This window comes from Streptomyces galbus, from assembly GCF_005280195.1.
Lineage (GTDB): Bacteria > Actinomycetota > Actinomycetes > Streptomycetales > Streptomycetaceae > Streptomyces > Streptomyces galbus.
The window spans coordinates 552,934-571,843 of sequence record NZ_SZPR01000008.1; the positions used below are offsets into that span (position 1 = coordinate 552,934).

18 protein-coding genes are annotated in these 18,910 nt (G+C 75.8%); 13 read left to right on the forward strand and 5 right to left on the reverse strand.

What is annotated here, in order from left to right:
- Nucleotides 1-103: 103 nt before the first annotated feature.
- Together E4U92_RS06920 and E4U92_RS06925 are read right to left on the reverse strand one after the other, a co-directional pair.
- Entirely contained in the window at nucleotides 104-577 is a 474-nt protein-coding gene (locus E4U92_RS06920) for an indole-3-glycerol phosphate synthase (RefSeq protein ID WP_174863724.1), read from the reverse strand.
- A gap of 181 nt (nucleotides 578-758) precedes the next feature.
- Nucleotides 759-1,571: a pyrimidine reductase family protein gene (locus E4U92_RS06925; RefSeq protein WP_137299351.1), complete on the reverse strand. Its 813-nt coding sequence runs from the start codon at nucleotides 1,569-1,571 to the stop codon at nucleotides 759-761.
- Between the two features lie 37 nt (nucleotides 1,572-1,608).
- Between E4U92_RS06925 and zapE the strand changes: the two genes are divergently transcribed.
- From zapE to E4U92_RS06980, 11 genes are all read left to right on the forward strand, one after another.
- Nucleotides 1,609-2,715, forward strand: coding sequence for a cell division protein ZapE (gene zapE / locus E4U92_RS06930; RefSeq protein ID WP_137299352.1), 1,107 nt, complete (start codon nucleotides 1,609-1,611; stop codon nucleotides 2,713-2,715).
- A 181-nt stretch (nucleotides 2,716-2,896) separates the two neighbouring features.
- Nucleotides 2,897-3,304 carry a hypothetical protein gene (locus E4U92_RS06935; protein ID WP_137299353.1) on the forward strand — a complete coding sequence of 136 codons (408 nt, stop codon included), beginning with the start codon at nucleotides 2,897-2,899 and terminating at the stop codon, nucleotides 3,302-3,304.
- A 237-nt stretch (nucleotides 3,305-3,541) separates the two neighbouring features.
- Nucleotides 3,542-5,020, forward strand: a complete 1,479-nt coding sequence (locus tag E4U92_RS06940) for a SulP family inorganic anion transporter (protein ID WP_137299354.1) — start codon at nucleotides 3,542-3,544, stop codon at nucleotides 5,018-5,020.
- Nucleotides 5,021-5,146: 126 nt separating this feature from the next.
- On the forward strand, nucleotides 5,147-5,935 hold the full coding sequence (locus tag E4U92_RS06945) for a slipin family protein (protein WP_137299355.1): 789 nt from the start codon (nucleotides 5,147-5,149) through the stop codon (nucleotides 5,933-5,935).
- Nucleotides 5,936-6,028: 93 nt separating this feature from the next.
- Entirely contained in the window at nucleotides 6,029-7,402 is a 1,374-nt protein-coding gene (locus E4U92_RS06950) for an alkaline phosphatase PhoX (protein ID WP_137299356.1), read from the forward strand.
- Nucleotides 7,403-7,478: 76 nt separating this feature from the next.
- Entirely contained in the window at nucleotides 7,479-8,360 is an 882-nt protein-coding gene (locus E4U92_RS06955; RefSeq protein ID WP_168725050.1) for a polysaccharide deacetylase family protein, read from the forward strand.
- 30 nt (nucleotides 8,361-8,390) lie between these two features.
- On the forward strand, nucleotides 8,391-8,618 hold the full coding sequence (locus E4U92_RS06960) for a hypothetical protein (RefSeq protein WP_168725031.1): 228 nt from the start codon (nucleotides 8,391-8,393) through the stop codon (nucleotides 8,616-8,618).
- Between the two features lie 16 nt (nucleotides 8,619-8,634).
- Entirely contained in the window at nucleotides 8,635-9,351 is a 717-nt protein-coding gene (locus E4U92_RS06965) for a peptidyl-tRNA hydrolase (RefSeq protein ID WP_168725051.1), read from the forward strand.
- A 164-nt stretch (nucleotides 9,352-9,515) separates the two neighbouring features.
- On the forward strand, nucleotides 9,516-10,853 hold the full coding sequence (locus tag E4U92_RS06970; protein ID WP_137299357.1) for an MbnB/TglH/ChrH family RiPP precursor modification enzyme: 1,338 nt from the start codon (nucleotides 9,516-9,518) through the stop codon (nucleotides 10,851-10,853).
- A 120-nt stretch (nucleotides 10,854-10,973) separates the two neighbouring features.
- Nucleotides 10,974-11,756 (forward strand): TIGR04222 domain-containing membrane protein, encoded by a 783-nt coding sequence (locus E4U92_RS06975; protein WP_137299358.1) that lies wholly within the window; start codon nucleotides 10,974-10,976, stop codon nucleotides 11,754-11,756.
- 147 nt (nucleotides 11,757-11,903) lie between these two features.
- Nucleotides 11,904-13,508, forward strand: a complete 1,605-nt coding sequence (locus E4U92_RS06980; protein ID WP_137299359.1) for an alpha/beta hydrolase — start codon at nucleotides 11,904-11,906, stop codon at nucleotides 13,506-13,508.
- An 82-nt stretch (nucleotides 13,509-13,590) separates the two neighbouring features.
- Here E4U92_RS06980 and hemQ read toward each other — a convergent pair whose 3' ends face one another.
- Both hemQ and hemG read right to left on the reverse strand, forming a co-directional pair.
- Nucleotides 13,591-14,322, reverse strand: coding sequence for a hydrogen peroxide-dependent heme synthase (gene hemQ, locus E4U92_RS06985; RefSeq protein ID WP_067229357.1), 732 nt, complete (start codon nucleotides 14,320-14,322; stop codon nucleotides 13,591-13,593).
- 4 nt (nucleotides 14,323-14,326) lie between these two features.
- On the reverse strand, nucleotides 14,327-15,784 hold the full coding sequence (gene hemG, locus E4U92_RS06990) for a protoporphyrinogen oxidase (RefSeq protein ID WP_137299360.1): 1,458 nt from the start codon (nucleotides 15,782-15,784) through the stop codon (nucleotides 14,327-14,329).
- Nucleotides 15,785-15,969: 185 nt separating this feature from the next.
- Here hemG and E4U92_RS06995 point away from each other — a divergent pair, with 185 nt between their 5' ends.
- Nucleotides 15,970-17,040 (forward strand): DUF4349 domain-containing protein, encoded by a 1,071-nt coding sequence (locus tag E4U92_RS06995; protein WP_137299361.1) that lies wholly within the window; start codon nucleotides 15,970-15,972, stop codon nucleotides 17,038-17,040.
- Between the two features lie 33 nt (nucleotides 17,041-17,073).
- Nucleotides 17,074-18,468 carry an FAD-dependent oxidoreductase gene (locus E4U92_RS07000; protein WP_137299526.1) on the forward strand — a complete coding sequence of 465 codons (1,395 nt, stop codon included), beginning with the start codon at nucleotides 17,074-17,076 and terminating at the stop codon, nucleotides 18,466-18,468.
- A gap of 64 nt (nucleotides 18,469-18,532) precedes the next feature.
- Here E4U92_RS07000 and E4U92_RS07005 read toward each other — a convergent pair whose 3' ends face one another.
- Nucleotides 18,533-18,802, reverse strand: coding sequence for a hypothetical protein (locus E4U92_RS07005; RefSeq protein WP_137299362.1), 270 nt, complete (start codon nucleotides 18,800-18,802; stop codon nucleotides 18,533-18,535).
- Between the last annotated feature and the right edge of the window lie 108 nt (nucleotides 18,803-18,910).

The following is an 18,910-nucleotide window of genomic DNA, read 5'->3' on the forward strand; positions in this document are numbered from 1 at the left end:
CTGCGTACGACGAGTGCGGCCCCCACCCTATTGCCTGCGGGCCCCCGCCACCGGCACCGCGGTCCCCCGTCCGCGACCGGGTCCCCGCGGCCGGCGGGTGCGACTACGCCTTGCTGTGCGAGAACAGCTTCAGGACCGGCACGCCCACCTTGTGGCGGGCGCGGGAGGCCCAGTCGCGGTGGAAGAACTCCTCCACGTAGTGCGGGTCGGTCAGCACGATCACCTCGTCCGCGCCGACCTCCTGGACCGCCGCCTTGAGGGCGTCCAGCGGGTGGTCCTCGACGAGTCTGCCCTCGGCCGCGCTGCCCGCGGTGCGCAGCGCGGTGAGGGATACCTCCAGGGCCCGCTCGCCCACGGTCAGCGCCTCCTCGCCCTCCGGGGTCTGCCCCTCCCGCACGGCTTCGTCGAGTTCGCCGAGGGCGACGTCGTCGATGGCCCGCAGCAGCCGGTCGGCCTGCTCGCCGCGCGGCTGGAGCAGCACGTGGAAGGAGACCGCCTCGTCGCCGTGCAGGGTGGTGACGAACTCCACGTCGGCGGACGTCAAGGCCTTCTCGATCATCAACACGCTTGTGAACACCAGCGCCCCTTCTCCTGGGCCTGCAGCGGCCCTGCGGAAACCATCCTTCCCCGTGCCCGCACGGGGATGCCGTCCTAGTCTGCCCACCCGCAATGAAACGGAACGGATGATTCCGCCGTTTCGGAGCCCCGGGTGTCGCGCGGCGGGCCCGGTGCCCGCCGCGGACCCCCGGATACCCGCCTCACGCCCGCCGGTACCTGCCGTAGAGGAATCCCTCCTCCTCCAGCAGGGAGACCAGCGCGAACCGGTGCGGGACCGGCACCGCCGGTCCGCCCGCGATCCGCTGCGCCGCCCCCGCGGTGAGCATGGGCGCGACGGTCAGGCACAGCTCGTCCAGCACCTCGGCGGCCACGAGCTGGCCCAGCAGCCGGGGCCCGCCCTCGGTCAGCAGCCGGGTGTGGCCCAGCCCGGCCAGCGCCCGCACGGCACGGGCCGGGTCCACGCCGACGCCGTCCCCGGCCGTCACCACGCGGGCGCCCGCCTTCTCGGCCGCCGCCACGCGGTCCGGCGCGGCCGCGGCGCCGGTCAGCACCAGCGTCGGGACCGCCGGCGAGGTGAACAGCGGGAGCGAGAAGTCCAGGTCCAGGCTCGCCGTGACCACGGCGATCGCGGGCGCGGGCGTCTGTCCCGCGGCCTCCCGCCGCGCGGCGAACTCCGCCCGCACGCGGGCGGGCCGGTAGCCCTCCTGACGGACCGTCTCCGCACCGACCACCACGACGTCCGCGAGGGCCCGCAGGGTGCCGAAGATGCGCATGTCGGTGGCGTTGGAGATGGGGTGCGAGCGGCCCTCGTGCTGGGCGGCCCCGTCGAGCGTGGAGACCATGTTGGCGCGCAGGTACGGCCGCGGCCCACCGGGCGCGGGCTCGGGGTAGGCATAGGCGTCCGCGATCTCGTCGAGGCTCCACTCGCCGGCTCCGGGGTCCCCACCCCTCTCGGCGCTCCCGCCGGGTGCCGTCGGCGCTGTCTGGTCGGTCACAGGGAACAGGCGTCGCATGCCTGGCAGTCTGGCACGCCCCGTAAGCTGGGGAACCGTGTCGTCCTCCACCCCCGCCCCCGACCTCGGCCCCCGCGCCGGGGCCGCCCCGCTGTCCCTGTGCGCCCGCGAGCCGCACGTGCCCGCCGACCGGCTGGTCGCCGAGATGGTGCCGCCGCCGCGTTTCGACTCGGTGCGCTTCGGGACGTACGTCCCCGACCCCGGGCAGCCCAGCCAGAGCGAGGCGGTGCAGGTGCTGGAGGAGTTCGCGGGCGGGCTCGGCGGGGCGCACGCCGTCGGCGGGGCCAAGCGGGGCTTCCTCGGGTTCGGCCGGTCCCGGGCACCCAAGGCCCCGGCCGGACCGCGCGGGGTCTACCTGGACGGCGGCTACGGCGTCGGCAAGACCCACCTGCTCGCCTCCCTGTGGCACGCCACCCCGGCGGACCCCTCCCTGAAGGCGTTCGGCACGTTCGTGGAGCTGACCAACCTGGTGGGCGCCCTGGGCTTCCAGCAGACCGTGCGCACGCTCTCCGGCCACCGCCTGCTGTGCATCGACGAGTTCGAGCTGGACGACCCGGGCGACACCGTGCTGGTCTCCACCCTGCTCGGCAAGCTGGTCGAGGCGGGCGTCGCGCTCGCCGCCACCTCCAACACCCTGCCCGGCAAGCTCGGCGAGGGCCGCTTCGCGGCGGTCGACTTCCTGCGCGAGATCCAGGGGCTGTCCGCGCACTTCCGCACCCTGCGCATCGACGGCGAGGACTACCGCCACCGCGGGCTGCCCGAGGCGCCGGCGCCCTGCTCCGACGAGGCCGTCACCAAGGCGGCGCACGCCACCGAGGGCGCCTCGCTGGACGACTTCGCGCACCTCCTCGAGCACCTGGCCAAGGTCCACCCGAGCCGGTACGGCGCGCTGACCGACGGCCTGCGGGCGGTGTGCCTGACGGACGTCCGCCCGGTGCCCGACCAGTCGACGGCGCTGCGCCTGGTGGTGCTGGCCGACCGGCTCTACGACCGCGAGGTCCCGGTGCTGGCCTCCGGGCTGCCCTTCGACCGGCTGTTCAGCGAGGAGATGCTGAACGGCGGCTACCGCAAGAAGTACTTCCGCGCGATATCCCGCCTCACCGCCCTGGCCCGCGACGGGCAGCGGCTGGCCGCCCCCGCCTGACCGGCCGTCCCGGCCCCGCGTCCGGACGGATCGCGCCACGACCCCTCGTTTTTCGGGCGCAGTCGGGCGCGTAACACGGAGTTCACCCTGCAAAGGGCGGGACGCCGCTACCGTGGTTCTTGACCAGCCGTTGACCATTCTTTGGTGCGCGCCAGAAGCAGGGATCGCGGGAGGGGGGCGCATGGTCCGACGTGCGACGGCCCGGCTCGCGGCCGGACTGCTCACCGCCCTCCTGCTCGTCCTCCCCTTCGTCGCGTCCGACGCGTGCGCACCACCGTTCGCACCCGCGCACACCGCCGGTCAGGCCGAGGCCCGGCCCGGGGCCGGGACCGCCCCCTCCCCCGCCGCGCTGCGCGACGAGCGCGTGACCCACCGCGACTGCGACCGGCCCGGGGCACCGACCGCTCCCCTGCGCACCCGCGACCGCGCGCGGGCCGTCGCCGCCGGCGCGCCGCCGCAGGGCGTGGAGCGCGCCGCCCACGACGACGCCGTCCCGCACCCGCCGTCCGCGGCCGGGGCGGCCCACCACCGCCCGCCGAGAGCCCCGGCGGGCCACTCTCCCGCAGCCCTGCAGGTCTTCCGCTGCTGAGAGGGACGCAGAACAGCGCCTCCCCACCTGTCCTGCACGTCCGACGCGCCCCCCACGGCGCGCCAGGAGGAATCAGCCCATCATGCAGCCGCTCTTCCACCACGCCCGTATGCCCGGGCACCGCCCCGAGGGTTTCGCCCGCCTCGTTGAAGGCCGGTCCCCCGCCGCCCCGTTCCCCGTCTCCCGCGCCGCGCGGGCCCTCCCGGCACCGATCGCGGGCACCCGGTGAGGCCCGCCATGACCTCCGTGACCTCCCCGTCGTCGAGGTTCCCCCACCTGCGGCAGGACCTCGCCGCCTCGCTCGTCGTGTTCCTCGTCGCGCTCCCGCTGTGCGTGGGCGTCGCCGTCGCCTCCGGTGTACCGGCCGAACTGGGCCTGGTCACCGGCATCGTGGGCGGCCTGGTCACCGGCCTGCTGCCGGGCAGCAGCCTGCAGGTGTCCGGGCCGGCCGCCGGGCTCACCGTGCTGGTCTTCGAGGCGGTCGACCGCTTCGGGCTGCCCGCGCTCGGCGTCGTCGTGCTGGCCACCGGACTGCTCCAGCTCCTCATGGGCGCCCTGAAGTGGGGGCGCTGGTTCCGGGCGATATCCGTCTCGGTCGTCGAGGGGATGCTGGCCGGCATCGGACTGGTCATCATCGCGGGCCAGTTGTACGCGGCGGCCGGGCTGAAGGCGCCCGCCTCCGGCCTCGACAAGATCCTGGGCCTGCCCGGGGCCGCGGTGGACGCCGTCGGCAGCACCGGGGCGCTCGCCTCCCTGGCGGTGGGCGCGGGCACCGTCGCGGTGATGGTGGCGTGGAGGAGGCTCCCGGCGCGGGCCCGGGCCGTGCCGGGCGCGCTCGCCGCGGTCGTCCTGGCGACGCTCGCCGTCCTCGCCCTCGGCCTGCCCGTCGCGACGGTCGAGGTGGACGGGCTGCTGTCCGCCGTCCAGCCGCCCGGCGCGGACGCCTTCGGCGGCCTGGCCGACCCGGCGCTGCTCGGCACGATCCTCGCCTTCACCCTGATCGCCTCCGCGGAGAGCCTGTTCAGCGCGGCCGCCGTGGACCGGCTGCACACCGGTCCGCGCACCGCGTACGACAAGGAGCTGATGGCGCAGGGCGCGGGCAACGCGGTGTGCGGCGTGCTCGGCGCGCTGCCCATGACGGCGGTGATCGTGCGCAGCTCCGCCAACGTCCAGGCCGGGGCCCGCACCAAGGCGTCCCGGGTCCTGCACGGCGCGTGGCTGCTGCTGTTCGCGGCGCTGCTGCCGTCCGCGCTGGCGCTCATCCCGCTGCCCGCGCTGGCCGGCGTCCTGGTCCACGCGGGCTGGAAGCTGATCCCGTTCCGCGGTGTCGCCGCGCTGTGGCGGCGGCACCGGGGTGAGGCACTGATCCTGGTGGTCACGGCGGTGTCGATCGTCGCGGTCAACATGTTCGAGGGAGTGCTCATCGGCCTGGCCCTGTCCGTGGTGAAGACCGCGTGGGAGGCCTCGGCCGTGAAGCTGGACGTCGTCGACAAGGGCGCCGGCCCGATCCGGGCGTACCTCGCGGGCAACGCCACCTTCCTGCGGCTGCCGAGGATCCTCGACAGCCTGGAGGCGCTGCCCCAGGACCGTCCGGTCGAACTGGACCTGTCCGGCCTGCACCACCTCGACCACGCCTGCCGCACGGCGCTGGAGAACTGGGCCGAGCGGCACAGCGCCGCCGGCACGGAGCCGGTCAGGATGACCGCCCTGCGCTGAGCGGGCCGGGGCCACGCGTCCGCCGTCCGGTCCGGGCAGGGGGGCGTGGCCCCGGACCGGACGGTGGGCATATCGTGGCAGAGCAGGCGATTCAGACCTCTGGGACCTCTGGTGAAGGGGGTCGTCATGCTCCAGGAACTGGTGACGGCGGCCGTCGCGGTCGGCGCCGGCGGGGCCGCGTACCTGCTGGCGGGCGCCCGGGTGATCAAGCAGTACGAGCGCGGGGTGGTGTTCCGGCTGGGCCGCGTCGTCGGCGACGTGCGCACACCCGGCTTCACGACGGTGATCCCCGCGGTCGACCGGCTGCGCAAGGTCAACCTGCAGATCGTGACGATGCCGATCCCCGCCCAGGAGGGCATCACCCGCGACAACGTCACCGTGCGGGTGGACGCGGTGGTGTACTTCCGGGTCGTGGACGCGGCGGCGGCGATCGTGAACGTCGAGGACTACCGCTTCGCCGTCTCCCAGATGGCGCAGACCTCGCTGCGCTCCATCATCGGCAAGAGCGAGCTGGACGACCTGCTCTCCAACCGGGAGAAGCTCAACGAGGGCCTGGAGCTGATGATCGACAGCCCGGCGATCGGCTGGGGCGTGCAGATCGACCGGGTCGAGATCAAGGACGTGTCGCTGCCGGAGTCGATGAAGCGCTCCATGGCCCGCCAGGCCGAGGCCGACCGCGAGCGCCGGGCCCGGATCATCAACGCCGACGCCGAGCTGCAGGCGTCCAAGAAGCTCTCCGAGGCCGCCAAGGAGATGTCGGACCAGCCGGCCGCGCTGCAACTGCGGCTGCTCCAGACGGTGGTCGCGGTGGCCGCCGAGAAGAACTCCACCCTGGTGCTGCCCTTCCCGGTGGAGCTGCTGCGGTTCCTGGAGAAGGCCCAGCAGCAGCCTCCCCCACCGCGCGTCGAGCCGTGACACGGGCACCGGGCGTGGTTCCCGGGGCGCGCACCGGGTGGTAGACACGACGGGATCACCGTCCCTGTCCGCCAGCAGGAAGGTCGTCCCCGTATGTCCGCGACCCGTCGTCAACTGCTCGCCCGCACCGGTGCCGTGGGAGCCGGCATCGCGTTCGGCGGGGCCCTCGCCGAGCTCTTCGCCGGCACCGCCGCCGCGCAGCCCCTCGGCCGCACCGGCTACGGCCCCCTCGTCCCCGACCCGAACGGCCTGCTCGACCTGCCGAAAGGATTCCGCTACCGGGTGCTGTCCCGCGAGGGCGACCCGCTGCGCTCCGGCGAGGGCCCGGTCCCCTCGCACCACGACGGCATGGCCGCCTTCGCCGGCCGCCACGGCCGCGGCGGTGTCCATCTGGTCCGCAACCACGAGAACCGCGTCGACGCCCGGGTGCCCGTCCCCGTGATCGACGGCCTCACCTACGACCCCGCCGGCAAGGGCGGCTGTACGGCCCTGGTCCTGGACGCCCGGGGCGAGGTGGTGTCGGAACGGGTGGCCCTCGCCGGCACGGCCGTCAACTGCGCGGGCGGGCCCACCCCCTGGGGCACCTGGCTGAGCTGCGAGGAGACCGAGGACCGGGCCGGCACCAACGGCTACACCAAGGACCACGGCTTCGTCTTCGAGGTCGACGGCGCGGACCCGCACCGCTCCGGCGCCGTCCCGCTGACCGCGATGGGCCGCTTCCAGCACGAGGCGATCGCGGTGGACCCGCGGCGGGGCGTCGTCTACGAGACGGAGGACGCGTTCCTGAAGCCGTTCGGCCTGTTCTACCGGTTCCTGCCCGAGAAGCCGCTCGGCGGCCCCGGCTCGCTGCGGGCCGGCGGACGGCTCCAGGCCCTGCGCGTGCCGGACGTGCCCGACCTGTCCTCGATCCAGGAGACCGGCACCTCCTTCGACCGCGTCGAGTGGGTCGACGTGCCCGATCCCCTCGCCCAGGGCACGCCCGTGCGCCTGCAGGACTTCGGGCCGCGCGGCATCACCCACGCGCAGAAGCTGGAGGGCTGCTACTGGGGCGGCCGTTCGGTGTACTTCGTGTCGTCGTTCGCGCGCGGCGCCGACGGCTCGGCCGCGGACCACTTCGGCCAGATCTGGCGCTACGACCCCGACCACCACCGCCTCACCCTGGTCGTGGTCTTCGGCCCCGACACCGACGTGCGGCTGCCCGGCGAGTCCCCCGACAACATCTGCCTCGCCCCCAGCGGCGGCCTGATGGTCTGCGAGGACGGCAACGGCGCCCAGCACGTCTTCGGCGTCACCCGGCACGGCGAGGTCTACGCGATGGCCCGCAACGCCCAGAACATCGGCACCGCCGAGCAGCCGGAGTGGGGCGAGTTCGCCGGGGTCACCTTCTCCCCCGACGGGCGGACGATGTTCGTCAACTGCTACACCCCCGGCACCACGTTCGCCGTGACGGGTCCCTGGCACGGCTGAGCCACGGGGGTGACGCCGGCGGAGGGCCGCCCGGACGGTCACATCAGTACGACGATCACACTCGTATGGTCATGCGGTGATCGTTCCCGTACGCCGTCTCACGGTGCTCACCGCACTCTGCGCCCTCGGCGCCGCCCTCGCCGCCTGCGGCACGGCCCCGGGGCCCGGCGCCGCCCCCGCACCGCACGCGCCGAGCCTCACCCGGGCCTCCTCCGCGCCGCCCGCCCCGCCCGCGCCGTCCCGGCCGCCCACGCTGGCGCCGGGACCGGCGGGGCTCACGCCCGTGTTCACGCACGCGCCCCGCACCGCGGGCCGGACGGTCGCCCTCACCTTCGACGCCGACATGACCGCCGACCAGGGGCCGCGCGCCGCCGCCGGGGAGCACTTCGACAACCCCGGCCTGATCCGGGCGCTGCGCACGCTCAGGGTGCCGTCGACCGTGTTCATGACCGGCCGGTGGGCGGAGCAGTACCCCGACCAGGCCCGCGCCCTCGGCCACGACCCGCTCTTCGAGGTCGCCAACCACTCCTACAGCCACTACGCCTTCACCGCCGACTGCTACGGCCTGCCGACCGTCCCCGAGGACCGGATGCGCGCCGACGTGGAGCGGGCCTACACGGCGTTCCGAGCGGCCGGGATCACCGACGCCATGCCGTACTTCCGCTTCCCCGGCGGCTGTTACGACCGGCGGGCGCTGCGCGCGGTCAGTGGCACCGGCGTCACGGCCGTGCAGTGGGACGTGGTCAGCGGCGACGCCTTCGCGACGGACGCGGACGCGGTGGCCCGGCAGGTGCTCGACGGGGTGCGGCCGGGGTCCGTGGTGGTCCTGCACTGCACCCGCAGCGCCGCGCCCACCACGGAGCGCGTGGTCCGCTCGGTGGTGCCCGAGCTGCGCCGGCGCGGCTACCGCTTCGTGAAGGTCTCCGAGCTGATCGGCACCGCGGGCGCCCGCCACTGAGCGCGTCCCGCGCCGTCCTACGCTGGAGTCATGAGCGAGGAGAAGGACGGCACCGGCACCGGCACCGGCACCGGCACCGGCACCGACGAGACGTACTGCCTGATCGACGCCACCCGGCCGCCGAAGGCGGACGGCCCGCCGTACGCGGAGTGCGTGCTGTGCCGGGAGCCGACGGAGTACCCGGAGTCGTACAAGGGCATCACGCTGTGCCCGGTGTGCGAGTGGAAGGAGGCGCAGCGCACCGCCTGCTCGGGCTGATTTAGGGTGGGGCGGTGTGAGCGATTTCCACCGGTCCCCCGCCGACAGCCCCTTCCGGCACGCCTCCGAGGAGCGTGACCTGGCCCCGCAGTTCGTGCTGCCGATGGTCGTACGGATCGAGAAGGCGGCACCGCCCGCCCGCACCGACGCCCTGGAGACCGCCGCGCGGGCCGTCCTGGTGATGCTGAGCGACGCGCGCTCCACCGGGGACGGCGAGTGGGCCGAGGCGGTGCGCGACTGGCAGGACGCGCGGATCCGCAAGGTCGTCCGGCGGGCCCGCGGCGCCGAGTGGCGGCGGGCCGAGGCCCTGCCCGGGATCACCGTGACGGGGAAGGCGGCCGAGGTGCGGGTGTTCCCGCCGGTGCCGCTGGACGGGTGGCCGAAGGACCTGGCCAGGCTCCAGGTGTCCGGCACCGACCTCGACGACCCCGAGGCGCCGGATGCCGCCGAGCCCGGGGTGCCGGTGCTGTGGCTCAACCCCGAGCTGGACATGTCCGCGGGCAAGGCGATGGCCCAGGCCGGACACGGGGCCCAGCTCGCCTGGTGGGCCCTGCCCGAGCCGGAGCGCACGGCCTGGCGCGAGGCCGGCTTCCCGCTCGCCGTGCGCACCGCAGCCCCCGGGCGCTGGCGGGAGCTGACCGGGAGCGGACTGCCGCTGGTCAGGGACGCCGGCTTCACGGAGATCGCACCGGGCTCCTGCACGGTGGTGGCGGACCACCCGGCGCTGCGCTGAGCCCGCCGGCCCGCGGAGCCGGACCGTCCGGTCCCCCGGGCGGGCGCCCGGTCCCGGCGCCAACCTCAAATGTTCCTCTGAAGGTGCCCGCGGGGCGGTTCGCCGCCGCGCGCCGGGGCCATACCCCGTTCACCACGGAGGGGGCAGGGCACGAGGAGGGGACCATGGTGCGACTGGGGACCGGCATCGGCTGGCGGCCGGAGATCGCGGACGCGGTGGAGGGGATGCCCGGCGTCGACTGGGTCGAGGTGGTGGCCGAGAACCTCTGCCCGGGCCACCTGCCCGAGTCGCTGCTGCGGTTGCGCGAGCGCGGGGTCACGGTCGTGCCGCACGGCGTCTCGCTCGGCCTGGGCGGCGCCGAGCGGCCCGACGAGGGGCGGCTGGCCGCGCTCGCCGAGCGGGCCGAGGCGCTCGGCGCCCCGCTGGTCACCGAGCACATCGCGTTCGTCCGGGCGGGCGGTCCGCTCACCGCGTCCGCGCCGCTGGAGGCCGGCCACCTGCTGCCGGTGCCGCGCACCCGGGACGCGCTCGACGTCCTCTGCGCGAACGTCCGCATCGCCCAGCGGGCGCTGCCCGTGCCGCTCGCCGTGGAGAACATCGCCGCGCTGATCTCCTGGCCGGGCGAGGAGATGACGGAGGGCCAGTTCCTGTACGAGCTGGTCGAGCGCACCGGCGTACGGCTGCTGATCGACGTGGCCAACCTCCACACCAACCACGTCAACCGCGGCGAGGACCCGGCCAAGGCGCTCGCCGAACTGCCGGTGGAGGCCATCGCGTACGTCCACGTCGCGGGCGGGGTCGAGAAGGACGGCGTCTGGCACGACAGCCACGCCCACCCGGTGCCGGGCCCGGTCCTCGACATCCTGACCGACCTCGCCTCCCGCGTGGCACCGCCCGGGGTGCTCCTGGAGCGGGACGAGGACTTCCCCGGAGCGGGCGAACTGGAGCGGGAGCTGCGGGCGATCTGGGAGGCCGTGCGGACGGGGACGCGGTCGCGGCACCCGGAGCCGGCGCAGGAGCCCGTCGCCGTCGGGCGCACCGCGGCAGCCGGAGAAACCCGGGAAGCCGGAGAGGCCGGGGAAGCCGGGGAGCGGGTCCGGGAGCGGGTGGCGCTCGCGCAGACGGCGCTGCTGTCCGCGCTGGTGGCGGGGACGCCGGTGCCGGAGGGCTTCGACCGGACGCGGCTCGGGATCCAGGCGCGGGCGCTGGCCGCCAAGCGCGCGGGCGTGGTGGCGAAGGTGGCGCCGGAGCTCCCGGTGGTGCTGGGCACGGCGTACCGGCCGGCGTTCCTGTCGTACGCGCAGAGCCGCCCGATGCGCGGCGGCTACCGCCAGGACGCGCTGGACTTCGCGGAGTGGGTGCTGCTGAGCGGGGACCTGGCGGAGGGGCGCGCCACGCGGGAGCTGCGGGAGTGGTGGCTGGACCGGTCGGGACCGGCGCCCCGGCGGCGGTCGCGGGCGGCGCGGGTGGCGCGGATGGGCCGGGTGCTGATGCGCCGTTAGCTGCGCGGGGCGCCCGCACCGGAACGGGAACCCCACCGGAACGTCACCCCACCGCGACATCCTGTCCGCATGGCGAACAGGGCATGGTCACGGGGGGTGTTCCTGGCATAGAAACACCGCATGCTCTGGGTCCTCCTGCTGGTGCTCGCCTGGGTCGTCGCGGGTGCGGCGTGCGGTCGGCTGTGCCTGGCCGCCGTGCGCGCCGCCGCGCTCGACCGGCGTGACGCGGGCGCGGGCGGCGCCCACGACCTGACGCTCTACGAGGCCGCGTTCCTGTCCGGCGGTCCGGCCCGGGTCGCCGACCTGACCATGGTGGCGATGGCGCGGCAGCGCCGGCTGCTGCTCGCCCCCACCGGCTGGGCCACCGTCGTGGACCCGCGCGGCCGGGACGAGATGGAGCGGTCCGTGATCGGCGCCATCGGCCCCGGGGGCCAGTCCCGCATCGCGCCCGTGCGTGCCGCCGCGGCGGCCGCCGACGCCGTGCGCGGCCTCGCCGACCGACTGGTCACCGCGGGGCTCGCGGTGCCCGCCGGGGCGCGGACCGACGTCGCGGCCGGGGTGCGCCAGGTGCGGGCCGCCGCCGTCGCGGTGCTGGTGCTGGGGACGGCGGCGCTGCTGGCGCCGGGCGCCTCCGGGCCGCCCCGCCCGATGGTCGCCCTCTGGTTCGCGCTGCCGCTCGCCCTCGCGCTGGGCTGCCTGCTCATCGCGCGCGGCGAGACGGGACCGTACGCCCCCTGGGCGTCCCCGGCCGGGCAGCGGCTGCTGGGCGCGCTGGCCCGGCACCGCGGCGAGGGCGACGACCACTCCTACCTGACCTCGGTGGCCGTCCGTGGCGTCCGCGCGGTCGGCGGGCCGGAGCTGCGCGCGGCGTTCGGGCACCGCGAGGCGTACGAGCGCGACTGACACGCGGTCCGCAGGCGCGGCACACGCGCGGCGTGCGCGGGGGGCGTACGGGGGCATCGGGGCCGACACCCGCCGACGGTGCTTGCCTCGCCCCACCCCCGCACCAACCATCCCTATCGTCGCCGCCGCGCACCGAAGGGACCCGCGATGCGAGCTGCCGCCCTCCACACGGCCGCCGGAGCCCTGCTCCTGTCCACGCTCACCGCCGTCCCGGCGGCCGGCTCCCCCATCTCCCCCGGTGCCCCCGCCGCCACCGGCATCGCCGAACGGCACGGCACCGCGGTCGCGGCCGCCCGCGCCGCCGCCACCGGCATCGACTTCGGCGCGTGCCCCGACGCCGAGGACCTGCCCGCCGGCATCCGGTGCGGCACGGTCACCGTGCCGCTGGACTACGCCCACCCCGACGGCCGGCAGATCGAGCTCACCGTCAGCCGCGTCGAGGCCACCGGCAAGGACCCGCAGAGCGGCGGGCGGCGCGTCCCCCGGCAGGGCTCGCTGGTCTTCAACCCGGGCGGCCCCGGCGGCTCGGGCCTGTACTTCCCGCTGACCGGCCTGCTGCCCGAGTGGAAGCGCCTGGGCGCCGCCTACGACCTCGTCGGCTACGACGCGCGCGGCGTGGGCCGTTCCGCCCCGCTGTCCTGCGAGGACCCCGGGCACTTCTTCAAGGGCCCGTCGCCGGCGCCGACCCACCCGTCCGAGGCGTACAAGCGCGAGCGCATCACGCGGGCCAAGGCGTACGCGCGCGGCTGCGCCGAGCGCTCCGGCGACGCCCTGCGGCACTACCACTCGCTGAACAACGCCCGCGACCTGGACGTGCTGCGCGCCGCGCTGGGCGAGAACCGGCTGACGTTCATGGGCGCCTCGTACGGCACGTACTTCGGCGCGCTGTACGCGACGCTGTTCCCCTCGCACGTGCGGCGGATGGTGTTCGACGCGCCGGTGGACCCGGACCCGGAGCACATCTGGTACCGCGACAACCTCGCCCAGTCGGCGGCGTTCGAGGCCCGCTGGGCGGACTTCCGCGACTGGGTCGCCCGGCACGACGACGTGTACGGCCTCGGCGCCACCCCGCAGGAGGTGCAGCGCAGCTACGAGCGCGCCCGGGACCGGCTGGCCGCCGAACCGGCGGGCGGCACCGTCGGACCGGCCCAGCTCCAGGGCGCGTTCCTCCAGGCCACGTACTACGACGACTACTGGCCGCACCGCGCCGAGGCGCTGTCGGAGTACCTCAGGGGCCGGCCGGAGCAGCTCGTCGCGCAGGCCGGGCCGGTACGGGAGGCGGCCGCCGAGGCGGAGAACTCCCGCGCCGTCTACACGGCCGTGGAGTGCAACGACGCGCCCTGGCCGACCGACTGGCGGGTGTGGGACCGGGACAACACCCGGCTCGCGCGCGTGGCGCCCTTCGAGACGTGGGACAACGTGTGGGCGAACCTGCCGTGCGCGTACTGGCCGGGGCCGCGCCAGCGGCCGGTGGACGTGCGGACCGGACCGGGCGAGCTGCCGCCGACGCTGATCCTGGCCGCCGAGCAGGACGCCGCCGCGCCCTACGAGGGGGCGCTGGAGATGCACCGGAGGCTGTCGGGCTCGGTGCTGGTGACCGAGCGGGACGCGGGCACCCACGGCATCGCCGGCGGGCCGAACCGGTGCGTCGACGGGCACCTGGAGGCATACCTCCTCCAAGGGCGGCTGCCGGTGCGGCGGGCCGCCTGCGCCGGGCGCGCGGAGCCGGAACCGCGCGCCCCGGCGCAGTGAGGCGGGGGAGCACCGGGCGCGTCCCGGTGCTCCCCCGCACCCGCTGGGGCCGGGACGGACTCGCCGTCCCGCGCGCGGCCGCTCAGGCCAGGCCGGCCACCAGGTCCGCCACCGACTTGCGGCGGCCGGTGTAGAACGGCACCTCCTCGCGCACGTGGCGACGGGCCTCCGAGGCGCGCAGGTGACGCATCAGGTCGACGATGCGGTACAGCTCGTCGGCCTCGAAGGCGAGGATCCACTCGTAGTCGCCGAGCGAGAACGAGGCGACCGTGTTGGCGCGCACGTCCGGGTAGCCGCGGGCCATCTTGCCGTGGTCGGCGAGCATGCGGCGGCGGTCCTCGTCGGGCAGCAGGTACCAGTCGTAGGAGCGCACGAAGGGGTAGACGCTGACGTAGTCGCGCGGCGTCTCGTCGGCGAGGAACGCCGGGATGTGCGAGCGGTTGAACTCCGCCGGGCGGTGCAGCGCCATGTTCGACCAGACGGGTTCGAGGGCGCGGCCGAGCCGGGTGCGGCGGAAGAGGTTGTACGCCTCCTGGAGCTGGTCGCTGGTCTCCGCGTGCCACCAGATCATCAGGTCCGCGTCGGCGCGCAGGCCGGACACGTCGTAGGTGCCGCGGACCGTGACGTCCTTGGCGGCGAGCTGGTCGAAGAGCTCCTGCACCTCGTCGGCGTAGCCGGAGCGGTCCTCGGGGAGCACGTCCTTCAGCCTGAAGACCGACCAGAGCGTGTAGCGGATGACCTCGTTGAGGTCCTTGGCCAGCTTGCCCTTGTTCGGGATCCTGCCGGGCTCGGTGGTGGGGGCGTCGTCACTCATGCCCTCATTCTCCCGCTCCGCCGTGCAGGCTCTGCACCGGGTCGGCGGTGAGCCGCTGCACACCGCGCGGGTCCCCGGCGAGCTGGTCCACGGCCGCGTACGCGCTCGCGACACAGGCCGGGATGCCGACGCCGTCGTACTGCGCGCCGCACACGGCGAGGCCGGGCAGCGCGGCCACGTGCGCGCGGATGCGGGCCACGCGCGCGTGGTGGCCCACGGGGTACTGGGGCAGGCCGTCGGTCCACCGGGTGACGAGGCCGGCGACCGGCGCGGCGGTCAGACCGGTGGCCTCGCGCAGGTCGTGGCGCGAGACCTCGACCAGTTCGGCGTCGTCCCGGCCGAGGACCTCCGTCTCGCCGTAGCGGCCCACGGAGGTGCGCAGGACGAACAGCTCCGGGTCCTCCTGCGCGCTCCAGGCCCACTTCTGCGCGGAGAACGTCGACGCCTTGATGGTGCGGCCGTCCACGGGCGGCACGAGGAACCCGCTGCCCGGCGGGAGGGACACGTCGGCGCGGCGGTAGGCGAGGGTGACCAGGGCCATGGAGGCGTACTCGACGGCGCGCAGCTCGGCGGCCGCCCCGGGGCACTCGGCGGCCAGCAGGTCGGCGGCGGCGGGCGCGGGGACGGCGACGACCACGGCGTCCGCCGACAGCACCCGGTCCCCGGCGGTCACCCGCCAGCCGCCCTCGGCGTCCCGGCGCAGCCCGGTCGCGGTCCGCCCGGTGAGGATCTCGCCGCCGCGCGCGGTGACGGACCCGGCGACCGCGACCGGCAGGGTGCCGACGCCGCCCTCCAGGCCCAGGAACACCGGCCCGGACTGCGCGGCCGCGGCGGCCTGGCCCTGGACCGCCCGCACCGCCTCGGTGAGCGTGGGGTGCTCGCGGGCGGCCCGGAAGAGCTGCGGGACCGCGGAGCGCATCGAGAGGCGGTAGGCGTCACCCGCGTACACCCCGCCCAGCAGGGGTTCGACGAGACGGTCGACGACCTCGCGGCCGAGGCGGGCCGCCACGTACTCCCCGACGGCCACGTCGTCGCCGATCCCGGTGGGCGGCAGGTCCGCCTCGCGCGCGATGCGGGCCAGGCCCTCGTCCGACAGCACGCCCGCGAGGGCGTCGGCGGTGCCGGGGACGCCCATGACGTGGCCCTTGGGCATGGGGCGCAGGGCGCCGCGGGTCCAGATCGCGGCGGTCGACGTGGCGGGCGGCTGGAGCCGGTCGGCGAGGCCCACCTCGCGCGCGAGGCCGACGGCCTCGGGACGGCGGGCCAGCATCGACTCGGCGCCGAGGTCGACGCGGACGCCCTCGATCCGGCCGGCCACCAGCTTGCCGCCGAGCCGGGTCCCGGCCTCCAGGACGGTCACCCGGGCCCCGCGGTCCAGCAGCCGGTGCGCGGCGGCGAGCCCGGCGATGCCGGCTCCGACGACCACGACCCGCTGCCCCGCTCCCGTACGCGCTGCGCTCATGGCTCCACCCTCTCAGACGCCACCGACAGCCCCGCACGGCCCGTCCGCCCGCCCACCGGGAACGCACCGTGACCTGTTCGGGACCTGTTCGGGACCCGGCACCGCCAACGTCCCGGCGCCCCGCCGCGTCGAAGGAGCGTCAGTCGTCACCACGTCACGACTTCACCTCGGGGGGTCACACCCGCATGCGCACACGACGTTCCGTACGAGACTCCGCCCCAGCACCTTCCCCGGCACGGGGTCCGGCCCGGCCGCGGGTCCGGCTCCTGGCCGGTCTGCTGCTGGCCGCCTCGGTCGCCCTGGCCGGGTGCGGCGGCGGCGACTCCGGCGCCTCCAGCGGCTCCGCCGACAAGGCGGCCGTCGGTCAGGACCAGGCCGGCGAGTACCAGGGCGCCCAGGACGGGGCCGCCGACGAGAAGGCCGCCGGTCCGGGCGGCGGCAGCGGCGCGAAGTCCGGGGCGGGGGCACGGGCCACCGCACCGCCGGCGCTCCCCGGCGACCGGATCATCCGCACCGCGTCCCTGACCGTCCGGGTCGCGGACGTGCCCCGGGCCCTCGACCGGGCCCGCACCGCGACCGAGGGCGCCGGCGGCTACGTCGGCGACGAGACCACCACGCGGGACGAGCACGGCGTCGAGCACACGCGCGTGGTGCTGCGCGTGCCCGTCGGGAACTACGAGACGGTCCTCACCGCGCTCCAGGGCACCGGCACGCTGCTGGAGCGCACCGCGAAGGCGCAGGACGTCACGGACCAGGTCGTCGACGTCGACAGCCGGGTGGCGTCGCAGCGGGCCGGCATCGCGCGCGTGCGCGAGCTGATGGGACGGGCCACCAAGCTCAGCGACGTGCTGCTGCTGGAGGGCGAGCTGAACACCCGGGAGACCGAGCTGGAGTCGCTGCTCGCCCGCCAGGCCGCCCTGAAGGACCGCACCGACCTGGCGACCGTGACCCTGACCCTGGCCGAGAAGCCGGAGGCGCGGGCGGACCGGGACGACGGCCCCGGCCTGCTGGACGCCCTGGCGGGCGGCTGGGGCGCGTTCGTGACGATGCTGCGGTGGCTGGTGACGGCCCTCGCCGCGGTCCTGCCGTTCGCGGCCCTGGCGCTGGTCGTGGGGCTGGTGGCGCGGCGCGTGCTGCGCTCACGGCGGGCCGCCCGCCGTCCGGCGAGCACGCCCCCGCCCGTTCCGCCCACGCACCCCGGGCCCACCCTGCCGGCCCATCCCGCCGGGCCGGGACAGGAGGGCGGCCGGCACTGAAATGCCGCGCCCGCTTAGCGTGTTCGCATGAGCATGAGCGATGACGGTGCACGTCCCGGGCGGGAGCGGCTGGTCGTGGTGGGCGGGGACGCGGCGGGCATGTCGGCCGCGTCCCAGGCCCGGCGGCTGAAGGGTCCCGACGCGCTGGAGATCGTGGCGTTCGAGCGCGGCCACTTCACGTCGTTCTCGGCGTGCGGCATCCCCTACTGGGTGGGCGGTGACGTGTCCGAGCGGGACGAGCTGATCGCGCGCACCCCCGAGGAGCACCGCGAGCGGGGCATCGACCTGCGCCTGCGCACCGAGGTCACCGAGCTGGACGTGGCCGGGAAGCGGGTCCGCGCGCGGGACGTGGACTCGGGGGCCGAGTCGTGGACGTCGTACGACCGGCTGGTCCTGGCGACCGGGGCGCGGCCGGTGCGCCCGGAGCTGCCGGGCATCGACGCGCGGGGCGTCCACGGCGTGCAGACGCTGGACGACGGGCAGGCCCTGCTGGACACGCTGTCCCGCGCGCGGGGCCGCCGGGCGGTCGTGGTGGGCGCCGGTTACATCGGGGTGGAGATGGCGGAGGCGCTCATCAACCGCGGGTACGAGGTGACCGTCGTGAACCGCGGCAGCGAGCCGATGTCGACGCTCGACGCGGACATGGGCCGCCTGGTGCACGCGGCCATGGAGGGCCTCGGCATCACCATGGTGAACGACGCCACGGTCACCGAGGTCCTCACCGGCGACGACGGGTGGGTGCGGGCGGTGGCCACCGAGGACGCCGAGTACCCGGCGGACGTGGTCGTGCTCGGCATCGGCGTGCGCCCCGACACCGCGCTCGCCCGGGCCGCCGGGCTGCCCCTCGGCGCGCACGGCGGCCTGCTCACCGACCGGGCGATGCGGGTGCGCGGCCACGACGACATCTGGGCCGGCGGCGACTGCGTGGAGGTCCTCGACCTGGTCTCGGGCCAGCAGCGGCACATCGCCCTCGGCACGCACGCCAACAAGCACGGCCAGGTCATCGGCACCAACGTCGGCGGCGGCTACGCCACCTTCCCCGGCGTGGTCGGCACCGCCGTCAGCAAGGTGTGCGACCTGGAGATCGCCCGCACGGGGCTGCGCGAGAAGGACGCCCGCCGTGTCGGCCTGCGGTACGAGGCGGTCACCATCGAGTCCACCAGCCGGGCCGGCTACTACCCCGGCGCCTCCCCCATGACCGTGAAGATGCTCGCCGAGCGCCGCACGGGCCGGCTGCTGGGCGTGCAGATCGTCGGCCGGGAGGGCGCGGCCAAGCGGGTCGACGTCGCGGCGGTCGCCCTGACGGCGGGCATGACGGTGGAGCAGATGACCGCCCTGGACCTGGGCTACGCCCCGCCGTTCAGCCCGGTGTGGGACCCGGTCCTGGTGGCGGCGCGCAAGGCCGCGGCGAAGGTGCGGGGTCTCTGACGGCTCCCCCGGGGCCGCGCCCCCGGCCGTCCAGGTGCCCCCGCGCCTGCCACACCGCCCCTGCTCAGCCCGTTCCGCTGATCCGCGGCAGGGCCGACACCGCGGCCGTCGGCGGCTGCTCCGCCGGTTTGGCGTGGGCGGCCGCGGCCGGGCGGGAGCGGAGCCGGTGGCCGACGGCCTCGTCCAGCGTCACCGGGCGCTGCATCTGCGTGGCGAGCCGCCCCGCCTCCTGGCCCAGCCGGGCCACGTCCTCCCAGGGGAGCCGCACCACGAGGGAGATCTCCGCCTCGCCGTCGGGCAGCGCGTGCACCGCGGGCGTCACTCGGTCGTTCATCGCCTGTTCCTCACGTCGTCCCCGCGGCCCGCCTTCCCCGCGCCGCGGGCGGTTGCCGAGTCATACGCGCGCACGAAGGGCCCCGTTCACCGATTCGCCGAACGGATC

What these genes read in the sequence shown, in the direction of transcription:
- E4U92_RS06925 (WP_137299351.1), bottom strand. Translation starts at nt 1,571, where the DNA reads ATGCGACGCCTGTTCCCTGTGACCGACCAGACAGCGCCGACGGCACCC.
- E4U92_RS06935 (WP_137299353.1), top strand. Translation starts at nt 2,897, where the DNA reads ATGGTCCGACGTGCGACGGCCCGGCTCGCGGCCGGACTGCTCACCGCC.
- E4U92_RS06940 (WP_137299354.1), top strand. Translation starts at nt 3,542, where the DNA reads ATGACCTCCGTGACCTCCCCGTCGTCGAGGTTCCCCCACCTGCGGCAG.
- E4U92_RS06945 (WP_137299355.1), top strand. Translation starts at nt 5,147, where the DNA reads ATGCTCCAGGAACTGGTGACGGCGGCCGTCGCGGTCGGCGCCGGCGGG.
- E4U92_RS06950 (WP_137299356.1), top strand. Translation starts at nt 6,029, where the DNA reads ATGTCCGCGACCCGTCGTCAACTGCTCGCCCGCACCGGTGCCGTGGGA.
- E4U92_RS06960 (WP_168725031.1), top strand. Translation starts at nt 8,391, where the DNA reads ATGAGCGAGGAGAAGGACGGCACCGGCACCGGCACCGGCACCGGCACC.
- E4U92_RS06970 (WP_137299357.1), top strand. Translation starts at nt 9,516, where the DNA reads ATGGTGCGACTGGGGACCGGCATCGGCTGGCGGCCGGAGATCGCGGAC.
- E4U92_RS06975 (WP_137299358.1), top strand. Translation starts at nt 10,974, where the DNA reads ATGCTCTGGGTCCTCCTGCTGGTGCTCGCCTGGGTCGTCGCGGGTGCG.
- E4U92_RS06980 (WP_137299359.1), top strand. Translation starts at nt 11,904, where the DNA reads ATGCGAGCTGCCGCCCTCCACACGGCCGCCGGAGCCCTGCTCCTGTCC.
- hemQ (WP_067229357.1), bottom strand. Translation starts at nt 14,322, where the DNA reads ATGAGTGACGACGCCCCCACCACCGAGCCCGGCAGGATCCCGAACAAG.
- hemG (WP_137299360.1), bottom strand. Translation starts at nt 15,784, where the DNA reads ATGAGCGCAGCGCGTACGGGAGCGGGGCAGCGGGTCGTGGTCGTCGGA.
- E4U92_RS06995 (WP_137299361.1), top strand. Translation starts at nt 15,970, where the DNA reads ATGCGCACACGACGTTCCGTACGAGACTCCGCCCCAGCACCTTCCCCG.
- E4U92_RS07000 (WP_137299526.1), top strand. Translation starts at nt 17,074, where the DNA reads ATGAGCGATGACGGTGCACGTCCCGGGCGGGAGCGGCTGGTCGTGGTG.
- E4U92_RS07005 (WP_137299362.1), bottom strand. Translation starts at nt 18,802, where the DNA reads ATGAACGACCGAGTGACGCCCGCGGTGCACGCGCTGCCCGACGGCGAG.